Below are 13145 nucleotides of genomic sequence, written 5' to 3'. Positions count from 1 at the left end.
CGTGGTGAGGTCGGTCTACTGGACCGCCTCACCTGCCGCCTGGGAAGAGCTGGTTCGCGCGTTCGACAGCTAGCTGTCGAACACCCTGACCAGCTCTTCGATGAAGGAGCCGAAGTCGGTGGAGCGGCGGATCAGGCGCTGCACCTCGGCGCGCTCGGCGAAGACCTCGACGAACTGGTCGAAGACCGACTGGAACGTGCTGCGGCCGGCGGAGGCGAACGCGATCATGGCGATCACGTTCACCCGCTGCTCGCCCCACTCCATCGGCGCGTCGTTGACGACGATCGCGATGGAGGTGCGCCGGGCGCTCATCGCCATCGCGTGCGGGACGGCGAGGTTGTCGGTGAACGCCGTGGAGCTCATCCGCTCGCGCTCGATGGCGCCGTCGACGTAGTCCTCGTCGATGATGCCCTCGGCGATCATCCGCTCACCGAGGAGGCGGATCATCGCGGACTCGTCGCGCGCGTGCAGGTTGCGGAAGAACAGCGCCCCGTCGAAGAACTGCAGCAGCTCGTCCTTGATCTGCGCACGCCGGCGATGACGGCGGACGCGCGCGATGGCGCGGCGCACCGCCTCCACGTCGTGGTCGGTGAGGAAGGGCTGCACGACGACGACCTCGTCGGAGTACGGCCGCTCGTCGATCGTCGTGATGACGATGTCGGCGGTGAGGCGGTCCCAGTCGACGTCGCTCCTGGTGATCAGGGAGCGCACCTCGACCTCGGTGCCGAGCGAGCGCTCGACCCGCAGCCGCAGCATGTGCGCGAGGTCGTAGTAGTTCGGGCACACGATCACGCACGAGAGCCGCTCCTCGCGTCGCGAGACCCGCTCGAGGAACGAGCCGACGTGCAGGGCGATGTACGCGATCTCGTCCTCGTTGACGACGATCCCGCGGCGGCGCTGCAGTCCGCTCGCGAGGAACACCGCGATCTCGTACGTCATCGGGAAGCTGGTCTTGATCGAGCGCGTCAGCGGGTTGCGGGAGTAGCCGCCCTCGGAGGCGCGCGCGATCAGATTGCGCACGTGCAGGGCGAGGCGGACGATGAAGCCCTCGTCGTCGAGGTCGACCAGGTACTCCCGGTTCACCTCCGCCACGAGCTCGCGCACCACCGCGAGGTCGTCCGGGTCGACGTAGTTCTCGACGACGACGGACACGGGCTCGTTCTGGCCGGGCGTCGCGACGCGGGTGGTCATCAGGATCGCGAGCTGCGCGAGCTCGGCGTCGGTGAGCCGGGTGGTGAAGTGGCGCTCGACCAGCTCGGCGAGCACCGCGGCGAGCTCGCCGTGCAGCGCGGGGGAGGGGCGGGCCCCCGCCGGGTCGCCGATGCCCCGCGAGACGCGGTCGACGGCGATGGCGATGTGCAGGAGGACGCTGTTCACGCCGTAGTCGTTGATGTAGTAGCCGCGCGACTCGAGCTCCGCGAGCAGCTCGGTCTTGAAGGCGCCGAGTCCGGGGGAGGCGAACTCGCGCTGCACGTCGTCGAGGGTGAAGACGCCCTGAGCGCTCTCATCGCGGAACATCCGCGAGATCAGGCGCCGCCGCGCCTCCTCGCTGCCCTCGAGCCGCACAGAGGAGGCGCGACGGGCGAGGGCGAGCCCGGCCTCGTCGGCCAGGGTCTTCACCCGGCGCAGATCCGCCTCGACCGTCGACTCGCTGACCGCGAGTGCCTCGGCGAGGGACACCACGTCGAGCCCGTCGTCGGAGTCGACGAGACGCCGGACGAGGCTGTAGAGCCGGTCGCGGGGAGTGTCGGGTTCGACGTCGCGCAGGCGCTGGGCCTCGACGAAGGCCGCATAGGCGTCACGCGCGAGCCGGTAGCCGTTGGCCGAGGACTCGACCGGCTCGAGGGGAGCGGCCTGCGCCTTCACGGCCGTGACGTAGCTGCGGACGCTGCGGGTGGTGACCCCGAGCCGATCGGCCAGCTCGTGCGCCGTCACCCAGCCGTCCGCCCGGGAGAGGTACTCCAGCAGGCGTTCGCGGTTGTCAGGCATCCAGGGCTCCAGGCGTGCGGACCGGTTCGTCGCGAGGAGCGCCACCGCGGGGCGGCGGATCCGCTCGTCGCGGGGTCCGCGAGTCGTCGTCCCCGCAGTCAATCATCTCGGCGCCGCGCCCGGGACCCCCGCGCCGACGGCCGGGAATCCGCGCTTCCTGCCCCGCGGAAGATTCTCTGCGGGGCGGGTGATCGCCTCCTTCGTGATGCTTCAATGAAGACGTTGTGCAGTGAGGCAGGCCCGGGCGCGAGGAGGCGGACGTGGTGCAGAAGATCCTGATCGTCTGCGGTGCAGGCGCGTCGAGCACGTTCCTGGCTCACCGGCTGCGAGCGGGCGCGAAGGAGCGGGGCATCACCGCCTCGTTCCGGTCGGAGAGCCTCCAGGGGCTCGAGGACTCCCTCCCCGGGGCGGATGTCCTCCTCGTGGGGCCGCATCTCGAGTCGCAGTTCGACGGGCTCCGCCGGCAGGCGGCGCGTGTCGGAGTCGCGGCGGCCCTCCTCCCGCACGACGTCTTCGGAGGGCACGGTGCCGATGCCGTGCTCGACACCCTCCCGATCCTCCTCGCCGCTCGCGCGGTGGTGGCGGACCCGGGTGGGGACACCTCCGTCCAGACGGCACTCCCGAGTGCCGAGCCCGACTCCGGGCACCACTGACGCAGTCGCGGCGACTGCAGATTCAAGGAGACACGTTCATGGTCGAGCGCACGGTTCAGGTCGCATCCTCGAAGGGCCTCCACGCCCGCCCCGCCTCGCTGTTCAGCCAGGCCGCGGCGAAGTCGGGCCAGAAGGTCCTCGTCAAGAAGGGCGAGTCGACCGCGGTCAACGCCGCGTCGATCCTCGGCATCATCTCGCTCGGCATCGAGCACGGTGACGAGCTCACCCTCTCCGTCGAGGGCGACAACGAGCAGGCCGTGCTCGACGAGCTGGCCGAATTCCTCACGACTGACCACGACGCTTGAGTCCGGGCGCTGAGTCTCTCAGCGCCACTCCCAGGTCGCCTGCGACCACCTTCACTCGACACCCCCGCTCCCCGTCTCACCGACGAGACCGAACGACAGGAACGAGCACTCATGACGCTGTCCACTCCTCAGACCGCCTACGCCTCCGCGAAGCTCCAGGGCACCGGAGTGGGTCGCGGCCTCGCCCTCGGGCCGATCCTGCGCATGCCGGATCCGCTGCCCGAACCCGAGGACACCGCCAGCACGCGGACCGTCGCGCAGGAGGAGGAGCGGGCCGTCGTCTCGCTCTCGGCCACGGCCGCGACCATCCGCCACCGCGGTGAGCGCGCCGGCGGATCGGCCAAGGACGTGCTCGACGCCCAGGCCCTGATGGCCGAGGACCCCTCGCTCGCGGATGACGTCAAGGCGCGGATCTCGGGCGGCAAGACCGCCGAGCGCGCGGTGCACGAGGCGTTCGCGGGGTTCCGCGACCTGCTGGTGGCGATGGGCGGCTACATGGCCGAGCGCGCGACCGATCTCGACGACGTCTCGCAGCGGGTCGTCGCGCACCTCCGTGGCGTCGCCGCCCCCGGGGTCCCGGAGTCGGACGAGCCGTTCGTGCTCGTCGCCCGCGACCTCGCCCCGGCCGACACCGCCCTGCTCGACCTCGACAAGGTCCTCGGACTCGTCACGAGCGACGGCGGACCGACGTCCCACACCGCGATCCTCGCCCGCGAGAAGTCGATCACCGCGATCGTCGGCACCGCCGGCGCGCTCGACCTGCGCGACGGCCAGCTCGTGATCCTCGACGCCTCCTCCGGCGTCGTGACGGTGAACCCCTCCGACTCCGAGATCGGCGAGGCCAAGACCGCGATCGCCCAGCGGGCCGAGATGCTCGCCGCGCCGGTCGTCCCGGGAGCCCTCGCCGACGGGCACGCCGTGCCGCTGCTCGCGAACCTCGGCTCGGCCGACGGCGCCGAGCAGGCCGTCGAGCTGGGAGCTGAGGGCGTCGGACTCTTCCGCACCGAGTTCCTGTTCCTCGATGCGAAGGAGGCGCCCACGGTCGCCGAGCAGGCGGAGCAGTACACGCGCCTGCTGGCCGCGTTCCCCGGCCGGAAGGTCGTCGTCCGCGCGCTCGACGCCGGCGCCGACAAGCCGCTCGCGTTCCTCAACGACAACCACGAGGAGAACCCGGCTCTCGGTCTGCGCGGACTCCGCGCGCTCCGGGCCAGCGAGCAGATCCTCCGCGACCAGCTGACCGCGCTCGCGCAGGCCGACGCTGCGACCGACGCCGACCTCTGGGTGATGGCGCCGATGGTCGCGACGGTCGACGAGACCCGCTACTTCACCGCGATGGCGAAGGAGCTCGGCATCCGCACGGCCGGCGTCATGGTCGAGGTCCCCTCCTCGGCCCTGCTCGCCGACCGGATCCTCGGCGTCGCCGACTTCGCGTCGATCGGCACGAACGACCTGACCCAGTACACCCTCGCCGCCGACCGGATGCTCGGCACCGTGTCGGCCTACCAGGACCCGTGGCACCCCGCCGTCCTCCGCCTCGTCGGCGAGGTCGGCCGCGCCGGTGCCGCGCTGGGCAAGCCCGTCGGCATCTGCGGTGAGGCCGCCGCGGACCCGCTGCTCGCCGTCGTCCTCGTGGGCCTCGGCGCGACGAGCCTCTCGATGTCGCCGTCGGCCCTCGCCGACGTCCGCGCCGAGCTGGCCGAGCACACCCTCGACGAGGCCAGGCGGTTCGCCGAGCTCGCCCTCGCGGCCGACAGCGCCGCCGACGCGCGATCGGCCGTCACCGAGGCGATCGCCTCCTCCTGATCCCCGGTCCCCCAGGACCGTCCCCCGAAGACAGCACCACCCCGTACAGCACAGCACCACCCCGTACAGCACCACCCCCACCCGTCACGTCCCGCAGGACCCGGCAGCCTCAGGAGCAGCCGGAGCTCCCACCCCTAGAAATCGGAGAACACACCACATGACAACGACGTCAGCGACGGCGACGCGCGGTGGAGCGCGCGTCCACGTCCAGCGCTTCGGCACCTTCCTCTCGGGGATGGTCATGCCGAACATCGCGGCCTTCATCGCGTGGGGCCTCATCACCTCGCTCTTCATCGCGGCCGGCTGGCTGCCCAACGGCATCCTCGGCGGCTTCGGCGACGCGGCCCAGATCGGCTGGGAGGGTGCCCGCACCACCCTCGCCGAGGGTGAGGACGGCGCCACCTTCCAGCAGTACATCGGCCTCGTCGGCCCGATGATCACCTACCTGCTGCCCCTGCTCATCGCGAACACCGGTGGCCGCATGGTCTACGGCGCGCGCGGTGGAGTGGTCGCCTCGATCGCCACCATGGGCGTCATCGTCGGCGCCACGATCCCGATGTTCCTCGGCGCCATGATCGTCGGCCCGCTGGCCGCCTGGCTCATGAAGAAGGTCGACTCGATCTGGGACGGCAAGATCAAGCCCGGCTTCGAGATGCTGGTCAACAACTTCTCGGCCGGAATCCTCGGCATGCTGCTCTCGCTCGGAGCGTTCTTCGGCATCGCGCCGATCATCTCGTTCCTGACCGCGGTCCTCGGCAACGGCGTCGACTTCCTCGTCAACGCGGGTCTCCTGCCGCTGACCTCGATCTTCATCGAGCCGGCCAAGATCCTGTTCCTCAACAACGCCATCAACCAGGGTGTCCTCACCCCGCTCGGCACCGTCATGGCGCAGGAGCAGGGCAAGTCGTACCTCTTCCTCCTCGAGGCGAACCCCGGCCCCGGCATGGGCGTCCTGCTGGCCTTCGCGATCTTCGGAGTCGGCATCGCCCGCGGTTCCGCTCCCGGCGCCGCGCTGATCCACTTCGTCGGCGGCATCCACGAGATCTACTTCCCCTACGTGCTGATGAAGCCCGCGCTGGTCGCGGCCGTCATCCTCGGCGGCATGACCGGAGTCGCGACCAACGTCGCGTTCGACTCGGGTCTCGTCGCTCCCGCCTCGCCCGGCTCGATCATCGCGGTGCTCCTGCAGACGTCGCGCGACAGCTACCTCGGAGTCATCCTCTCGGTGCTGCTCTCGATGGCTGTGTCGTTCGCGGTCGCCTCGTTCATCATCCGGGGCAGCCGCAAGCGCGACCTCGAGGCGATGGAGGCCGGCGACGACAAGCTCGCCGCCGCCGTGGCCGCGAACTCGTCCAACAAGGGCAAGGACAGCGCCGTCGCGGGCCTGCTCGGCCAGAGCGGCGCCCCGGCGCAGGACGGCGCTTCGGCGACGACCACCGCGACTCAGGTGCGCAACATCGTGTTCGCCTGCGACGCCGGCATGGGCTCCTCCGCGATGGGTGCCTCGGTGCTCCGCAACAAGATGAAGAAGGCGGGCTTCGAGGACGTCTCGGTCACCAACAAGGCGATCGCGGCCCTCGAGGACGACGTCGACCTGGTCATCACCCAGGCCGAGCTCACCGAGCGCGCCCGCCAGCGCACTCCGGGCGCGATCCACGTCTCCGTCGACAACTTCATGAACTCGCCGAAGTACGACGAGGTCGTCTCGCTGGTCGCGGAGCAGCACGGCAAGTAGGACAGCAGTCCTTGCGAGGGAACCCGTAGGGTGCGACTGGGCTTCCAGCTCGGGCCTGCGGGTTCCCTCGCCGTTTTCCACCCCTCGGAAGGACAGAAGACATGAGCGACGTGCTCACCATCGGACAGATCAACGCCTCCGGCACCGCGACCAGCAAGGAGGCGGCCATCAAGGAGGCGGCCGACATGCTCGTCGGCGTCGGAGCGGTCACTCCCGCCTACCACGAGGCGATGCTCGCCCGTGAGGCGACCGTCTCGACCTACATGGGCAACCTGCTCGCCATCCCGCACGGCACGAACGACGCGAAAGACGAGATCCGCTCGTCTGCGCTGTCCTTCGTCCGCTACGCGCAGCCGATCGACTGGGACGGCAACGAGGTGCGCTTCGTCGTCGGCATCGCCGGCGTCAACAACGAGCACCTCGAGATCCTCTCGAAGATCGCAATCATCTTCTCGGAGGAGGACGAGGTGCAGAAGCTCCTCGACGCCCCCGACTCGCAGGCGCTCTACAGCCTGCTGGGCGAGGTCAACTCCTGATGCCCACCGCCGTCCACTTCGGTGCGGGCAACATCGGGCGCGGCTTCGTCGGTCTGATCCTGCACGGCGCAGGCTACGAGCTCGTCTTCGCCGACGTGAACGCGGGGCTCATCGACCAGCTCGCGGCGGCCGACAGCTACGAGGTCCACGAGGTGGGGGAGGAGGCGACGACCCACGTGGTCGACCGCTTCCGTGCCGTCAACTCGGCCACCGACGAAGAGGCGCTCGTGCGCGAGATCGCGGAGGCCGACATCGTGACCACCGCGGTCGGGCCGAACATCCTCCGCTTCGTGGCACCCGTCATCGCGAAGGGCCTCGCCGCCCGCGCCGAGTCGGCGCCGCGCCTCGCGGTGATGGCGTGCGAGAACGCGATCAACGCGACCCGGCTGCTGCAGACCGAGGTCGCGGCGAACCTGGGCGCCGACGAGTGGGAGCGCCTGCGGTCGCGAGCCGTCTTCGCCGACACCGCCGTCGACCGCATCGTCCCCAACCAGGAGGCGGGCCAGGGCCTCGACGTCACGGTCGAGAGCTTCTTCGAGTGGGTCATCGACCGCACGCCCTTCGAGGGCGGCGAGCCGACCCTGCCCGGAGCGACCTGGGTCGACGACCTCGAGCCGTTCATCGAGCGCAAGCTCTTCACGGTGAACACGGGGCACGCGACGGCGGCCTACGTCGGGTTCGCGGCGGGCGCGCACAAGCTGTCCGACGCCCTGGCACTCCCGGAGGTGCACGACGCCGTCGCGGCGGCCCTCGAGGACACCAAGGCGCTGATCGTCGAGAAGCACGGCTTCAGCGACGCGGAGCAGCAGGCCTACCTCGAGAAGACCCTGAAGCGCTTCGCCAACCCGTACCTGACCGACACGGTCGACCGGGTCGGCCGCCAGCCGCTGCGCAAGCTCTCGCGGCACGAGCGCTTCATCGGCCCCGCCGCCGAGCTGGCGGAGCGCGGGCACACGCCCACGGGCCTCCTCGCCGCGATCGGAGCCGCGCTGCGCTTCGACGTTCCGGAGGACCCGCAGAGCGTCGAGCTCACGGAGAAGCTGGCGACCCTCTCACCCGAGGAGTTCGTCACCGAGGTGACCGGCCTCGCCGCCGACCACCCGCTGTACCCGCAGGTCGTGGCGGTCGTCCGCGGCTGACTCATCGCACCCGGACGACGACGGACGGGATCGACCACCTCGGTGGCGATCCCGTCCGTCGACTCGGTTGCAGGAGGCGCCCGTCAGAACAGGCGCCAGCGGGTCAGCGGCCAGGCGACGGCGAACACCCGGCCGACGACACGCTCGACCGGCACCGTCTTGACGCAGGAGTCGATCGGGCCGGGAGCGCCGCGGCAGTTGCCCATCGAGTCGTTCGAGTTCGAGCGGTGGTCGCCCAGCACGAAGAGCGAGTCCTCCGGCACCGTGTACTCCTGGAAGCACCGGGTCGAGGCGGGCGAGGTCGTGCAGTCGAGCGAGCCGGGGACGAAGGGGAAGTCCTCGAAGACGTACGAGCCGTCGACGGGCTGCCCGTCGACGAGGACGCGCCCCTCGGTGTCGCAGCACGACACGGTCTGACCTCCGACGGCGATCACCCGCTTGACGAGGAACTCCTCGTGCGACGGTCCGATGCTGGTGACGTCGCCGAAGTACTTGACCGCCTCGGACAGCGGGTTGCCGGCTGAATCGCCGGCGCCCCACTGCGCGTTCCGCGAGAAGACGACGATCTGCCCCGACTCCGGCTCGCCCTCGAGCGCGGCGGTGCGGTCGACGAGGATCCGGTCGCCGAAGAAGCCCCCGCCCTGGAGGGTGTTCTCCATCGAGCCGGTGGGCACGGTGTACACCTTCACGAAGAAGGTCTGCACGAGGGCGATCACGACGATCGCGACGACCACCGTGACCAGCGGATGCGAGTACCAGCGGCGCTCGCTCGGTGCCGTCTTCTTCGTGCGGGCCATGCGCACTCCCTCCGTGTGACGGGGAAAGCCTAGGCGGCCGGGCGGCGGAGGCCGGCGGCGGCGCGGACCGGCGGTGCGGGCGGCCGCGACACGCCCGAGCTGGCGGAGAAGCGGGGATTCGCGTAGTATCGACCCTTGGTGTTTTGCGCGTGCTCCGGCACGCCCGCGCACCGCATCCTGGGCGCTCGCCCGGGGGAGGATCGTCGCGGAAACATTCGCACGACCAGTACACACACTACTTCCGAACGACAGTGAGGCTATGGCCAAAAAAGACGGTGTCATCGAAATCGAAGGTGCGGTTGTCGAGGCGCTCCCCAACGCGATGTTCCGCGTGGAGCTGACCAACGGACACAAAGTTCTCGCCCATATCTCGGGCAAGATGCGTCAGCACTACATCCGGATCCTCCCCGAGGACCGGGTGATCGTGGAGCTGAGCCCCTACGACCTGACCCGCGGCCGGATCGTCTACCGCTACAAGTAGACGTTCGCTCCGCTGAGGTTCGCGACGTGCGTGTCCTGTAAGGAACGGCCCCGGCATCCGCCGGGAGCACGACGCCAGCGAAATCAAGGACAAGAACAATGAAGGTCAACCCCAGCGTCAAGCGCATCTGCGACCACTGCAAGATCATCCGCCGCCACGGCAACGTGATGGTCATCTGCAGCAGCAACCCCCGCCACAAGCAGCGCCAGGGCTAGTCCTCCGGGACGAACCCGCTGCTCCGACGGGAGCGCAGGGGCGGTCAGCCGCCCCGACGAAGACAGAAGAACACTCCGCAACGTCAGAAATCGCGCAGCATCCCGGTGAACGGGATGAACGGCGAGGACACCTTCGGCTGGAGGCCGAGGCACCGACGTTGCATCACACCTCCACTCACTCACAGGAGAAGCCACAATGGCACGTCTGGCAGGAGTAGACATCCCGCGCGAGAAGCGCGTGGAGGTCGCACTGACCTACATCTACGGTGTCGGCCGCACTCGGGCGCTCAAGGTTCTGAGCGACACCGAGATCGACGGCAACATCCGCGTCAAGGATCTCAGCGACGACCAGCTCGTCGCCCTCCGCGACTACATCGAGGGCAACTACAAGGTGGAGGGAGACCTCCGCCGCGAGGTCGCCGCCGACATCCGCCGCAAGGTCGAGATCGGCTCGTACGAGGGCATCCGCCACCGTCGCGGCCTCCCGGTCCGTGGACAGCGCACCAAGACGAACGCGCGCACCCGCAAGGGACCCAAGCGCACCGTCGCCGGCAAGAAGAAGGCCGGCCGCAAGTAACGCGGGCGACACGGACCTAGAGGAGATAAAGAAGTGGCTACCCCCAAGTCGGCCGCGCGCAAGCCGCGCCGCAAGGAGAAGAAGAACATCGCTGTGGGCCAGGCCCACATCAAGTCGACGTTCAACAACACCATCGTCTCGATCACCGACCCCGCAGGGGCCGTCATCAGCTGGGCCTCGTCCGGTGGAGTCGGCTTCAAGGGCTCGCGCAAGTCGACGCCCTTCGCCGCCCAGCTCGCCGCCGAGTCGGCTGCGCGTCAGGCGCAGGAGCACGGCATGAAGAAGGTCGACGTCTTCGTGAAGGGCCCGGGCTCCGGTCGCGAGACCGCGATCCGCTCGCTCCAGGCCGCTGGCCTCGAGGTCGGCTCGATCAACGACGTCACCCCGCAGGCGCACAACGGCTGCCGCCCGCCCAAGCGTCGTCGCGTCTAGCACCAGCACTCGCAGCCGTCGGTCGGCCGCACGAACCGCCTCCGGGCGGGGAGTGGGGCCGACCGGCGGATCGCGCATTTCTTTCACAACTTCATACCTCGCACACGCACGTGTCATATAGCGGACACGTGACGGAAAGGAATCATCAGTGCTTATCGCACAGCGCCCGACGCTCACCGAGGAGAACATCTCGGAGTTCCGTTCCCGCTTCGTCATCGAGCCCCTCGAGCCCGGCTTCGGCTACACGCTCGGCAACTCGCTGCGTCGCACCCTGCTGTCCTCCATCCCCGGCGCCGCTGTCACCAGCATCCGGATCGACGGAGTGCTGCACGAGTTCACGACGGTCCCGGGTGTCCGCGAGGACGTCACCGAGATCATCCTGAACATCAAGGGTCTCGTCGTCTCGTCCGAGCACGACGAGCCGATCACCGCCTACCTGCGCAAGCAGGGCGCCGGCCAGGTCACCGCCGCCGACATCTCGGCTCCGGCCGGTGTCGAGATCCACAACCCGGAGCTCGTCATCGCCACGCTGAACGACAAGGCGAAGTTCGAGCTCGAGCTCACCATCGAGCGCGGCCGCGGCTACGTCTCGGCGACCCAGAACCGCAGCGAGTTCTCCGAGGCCGGCCAGATCCCGGTCGACTCGATCTACTCGCCCGTGCTCAAGGTCACCTACCGCGTCGAGGCGACTCGTGCCGGTGAGCGCACCGACTTCGACCGCCTGGTCGTCGACGTGGAGTCGAAGCCGGCCATCACGCCGCGCGACGCCATCGCCTCGGCCGGTCGCACGCTGACCGAGCTGTTCGGTCTCGCCCGCGAGCTGAACAACGCGGCCGAGGGCATCGAGATCGGCCCCGCGCCGGTCGACGCCGTCCTCTCGACCGAGCTGTCGATGCCCATCGAGGACCTCGACCTCTCGGTGCGCAGCTACAACTGCCTCAAGCGCGAGGGCATCAACAACGTCAATGAGCTCGTCGCCCTGTCGGAGACGCAGCTCATGAACATCCGCAACTTCGGACAGAAGTCGGTGGATGAGGTCAAGGAGAAGCTGACCGAGCTGGGCCTGTCGCTGAAGGACTCGGTTCCCGGGTTCGACGGCGCCCACTTCTACAGCTACGACGACGAGAGCATCTAGGTCTCCGCCACCGGAGCCTGAGGCTCTTCGCGATCGACCTGCTGACACCCCTTTAGTACTGGAGTAAACCCATGCCCAAGCCCACGAAGGGTCCCCGCCTCGGAGGCGGTCCCGCACACGAGCGTCTGCTGCTCGCGAACCTGGCCGCCGCCCTGTTCACGCACAAGAGCATCAAGACGACCGAGACCAAGGCCAAGCGCCTGCGTCCCCTCGCCGAGCGTCTCGTGACGTTCGCCAAGCGCGGCGACCTGCACGCCCGCCGTCGCGTCCTCGCGACGATCGGCGACAAGTCCGTCGTGCACGAGCTCTTCACCGAGATCGCGCCGCTGGTCGCCGAGCGTGAGGGCGGCTACACCCGCATCACGAAGATCGGCCCGCGCAAGGGAGACAACGCGCCCATGGCCGTCATCGAGCTCGTCCTCGAGCCCGTGACCCCGAAGGCGAAGAAGTCGCGCACCACCACGACGACGGCTCCCGTCGCCGCTCCGGTGGACGAGGCGCCCGTCGAGGACGCCGCGGCCGACGAGACCGTCGCCACCGACGAGACGGCCGTCCAGGACGCGCCCGTCGAGGACGCGCCCGTGCAGGACGCTCCCGTCGAGGAGACCGGAACCGCGACCAAGTAGTCCCGGTCCCACCTCGAGAGCCCTCCGTCCCCACCGGGACGGGGGGCTCTCGTCGTCTGCGCCGTGGCGCGGAACGTCGCATACGATGGCGTGATCCGCCTTCCGACGCGGTGTCAGCGTCACGACCGGCGCGATCGGAGCCGCCGCTCCGTCGATCCTCCGAAGGGGTTCTGTGCGCCTGCGTCTCCCGGTTCTCGTGCTCGCGACCGCGCTGCTGCTGAGCGGATGCGCCTCCGGGACCGTGATCGACGTGCCGGAGTCCGCGGGATCCGCCGCCGCCGCCCCGACCGGCACCGCGGCGCCCTCGGCCGAGCCGGCGCCCTCGGTCGCCGTCGCGCTCGACTGCAGCACGGCCCTCCCCGCGAGTGCACTGGAGGACCGGGTCGGGCTGCCGCGAGGCACCGCGACGGCCTCGGTCGTCGACGGCGACTGCACCTACGCCATCGCGGGCAACCCCTCCGCCGTCGTCGTGTCGGTCGCACCCGGGCGGCTGGTCGAGACGTTCACCGGCGAAGGCGACTCCCGCGGAGCCGTCCCGGTCCCGCTGGGCATGGCGGCCTACTGGGTGCCGGGCGACGCCTCCTCGAGCCCGTCAGAGCTCGCCGTCCTCGCCGGCGGCCGGGAGCTGCACATCGTCTCGTTCGTGGGCGATCAGCCCGCGCTGCTCGACTGGGCGGTCGCGGTGCTGGGCTCGCTCGGAGTGGATCTCGCCGTCGCCTGAG

The 13145-nt window shown here is 69.7% G+C and carries 15 protein-coding genes; 13 read left to right on the top strand and 2 right to left on the bottom strand.

The window, feature by feature from the left end; all coding sequences use genetic code 11:
- Positions 1 to 69 precede the first annotated feature (69 nt).
- On the bottom strand, positions 70 to 1989 hold the full coding sequence (locus GRS96_RS16585; protein WP_159988998.1) for a BglG family transcription antiterminator: 1920 nt from the start codon (positions 1987 to 1989) through the stop codon (positions 70 to 72).
- Between the two features lie 260 nt (positions 1990 to 2249).
- Between GRS96_RS16585 and GRS96_RS16580 the strand changes: the two genes are divergently transcribed.
- The 6 genes from GRS96_RS16580 to GRS96_RS16555 all read left to right on the top strand — a co-directional run bounded on the left by GRS96_RS16580 (position 2250) and on the right by GRS96_RS16555 (position 8160).
- Positions 2250 to 2642 carry a PTS sugar transporter subunit IIB gene (locus GRS96_RS16580; RefSeq protein WP_236553648.1) on the top strand — a complete coding sequence of 131 codons (393 nt, stop codon included), beginning with the start codon at positions 2250 to 2252 and terminating at the stop codon, positions 2640 to 2642.
- A gap of 38 nt (positions 2643 to 2680) precedes the next feature.
- Positions 2681 to 2947 carry an HPr family phosphocarrier protein gene (locus GRS96_RS16575; protein WP_159852402.1) on the top strand — a complete coding sequence of 89 codons (267 nt, stop codon included), beginning with the start codon at positions 2681 to 2683 and terminating at the stop codon, positions 2945 to 2947.
- Between the two features lie 111 nt (positions 2948 to 3058).
- Complete coding sequence (ptsP, locus tag GRS96_RS16570; protein WP_159852400.1) at positions 3059 to 4750, top strand: phosphoenolpyruvate--protein phosphotransferase; 1692 nt, start codon at positions 3059 to 3061, stop codon at positions 4748 to 4750.
- 157 nt (positions 4751 to 4907) lie between these two features.
- The gene (locus GRS96_RS16565) at positions 4908 to 6485 is read left to right on the top strand and encodes a PTS mannitol transporter subunit IICB (RefSeq protein ID WP_159852398.1); all 1578 of its coding nucleotides are present in this window, start codon (positions 4908 to 4910) and stop codon (positions 6483 to 6485) included.
- Between the two features lie 101 nt (positions 6486 to 6586).
- The gene (locus tag GRS96_RS16560) at positions 6587 to 7021 is read left to right on the top strand and encodes a PTS sugar transporter subunit IIA (protein WP_159852396.1); all 435 of its coding nucleotides are present in this window, start codon (positions 6587 to 6589) and stop codon (positions 7019 to 7021) included.
- Entirely contained in the window at positions 7021 to 8160 is a 1140-nt protein-coding gene (locus tag GRS96_RS16555) for a mannitol-1-phosphate 5-dehydrogenase (protein ID WP_159852394.1), read from the top strand. Before GRS96_RS16560 ends, GRS96_RS16555 begins: the two co-directional genes overlap by 1 nt.
- Positions 8161 to 8243: 83 nt before the next feature.
- Here the strand turns inward: GRS96_RS16555 and lepB are convergent, their stop codons facing one another.
- Positions 8244 to 8957: a signal peptidase I gene (lepB, locus tag GRS96_RS16550; protein ID WP_159852392.1), complete on the bottom strand. Its 714-nt coding sequence runs from the start codon at positions 8955 to 8957 to the stop codon at positions 8244 to 8246.
- A 259-nt stretch (positions 8958 to 9216) separates the two neighbouring features.
- On the opposite strand from lepB, the gene infA reads away from it, so the two are divergent.
- The 7 genes from infA (at position 9217) to GRS96_RS16515 (ending at position 13144) form a co-directional block, all read left to right on the top strand.
- Positions 9217 to 9438 (top strand): translation initiation factor IF-1, encoded by a 222-nt coding sequence (gene infA / locus GRS96_RS16545; RefSeq protein WP_022883252.1) that lies wholly within the window; start codon positions 9217 to 9219, stop codon positions 9436 to 9438.
- Between the two features lie 98 nt (positions 9439 to 9536).
- Complete coding sequence (rpmJ, locus tag GRS96_RS16540) at positions 9537 to 9653, top strand: 50S ribosomal protein L36 (protein WP_055787164.1); 117 nt, start codon at positions 9537 to 9539, stop codon at positions 9651 to 9653.
- Positions 9654 to 9849: 196 nt separating this feature from the next.
- Positions 9850 to 10230 (top strand): 30S ribosomal protein S13, encoded by a 381-nt coding sequence (rpsM, locus tag GRS96_RS16535; RefSeq protein ID WP_159852390.1) that lies wholly within the window; start codon positions 9850 to 9852, stop codon positions 10228 to 10230.
- Between the two features lie 33 nt (positions 10231 to 10263).
- Positions 10264 to 10662, top strand: a complete 399-nt coding sequence (rpsK, locus tag GRS96_RS16530) for a 30S ribosomal protein S11 (protein WP_056037257.1) — start codon at positions 10264 to 10266, stop codon at positions 10660 to 10662.
- A gap of 148 nt (positions 10663 to 10810) precedes the next feature.
- Entirely contained in the window at positions 10811 to 11797 is a 987-nt protein-coding gene (locus tag GRS96_RS16525; protein ID WP_055787173.1) for a DNA-directed RNA polymerase subunit alpha, read from the top strand.
- A 71-nt stretch (positions 11798 to 11868) separates the two neighbouring features.
- Positions 11869 to 12423 (top strand): 50S ribosomal protein L17, encoded by a 555-nt coding sequence (gene rplQ / locus GRS96_RS16520; RefSeq protein ID WP_159852388.1) that lies wholly within the window; start codon positions 11869 to 11871, stop codon positions 12421 to 12423.
- Between the two features lie 172 nt (positions 12424 to 12595).
- A complete protein-coding gene (locus GRS96_RS16515) occupies positions 12596 to 13144 on the top strand; it encodes a hypothetical protein (protein ID WP_159852386.1) in 549 nt (182 codons plus the stop codon).
- Position 13145: the final 1 nt, after the last annotated feature.

This window comes from Rathayibacter sp. VKM Ac-2803 (assembly GCF_009807175.1).
Classification (GTDB): Bacteria; Actinomycetota; Actinomycetes; order Actinomycetales; family Microbacteriaceae; genus Rathayibacter.
This window is presented reverse-complemented; position numbering and strand designations above follow the sequence as displayed.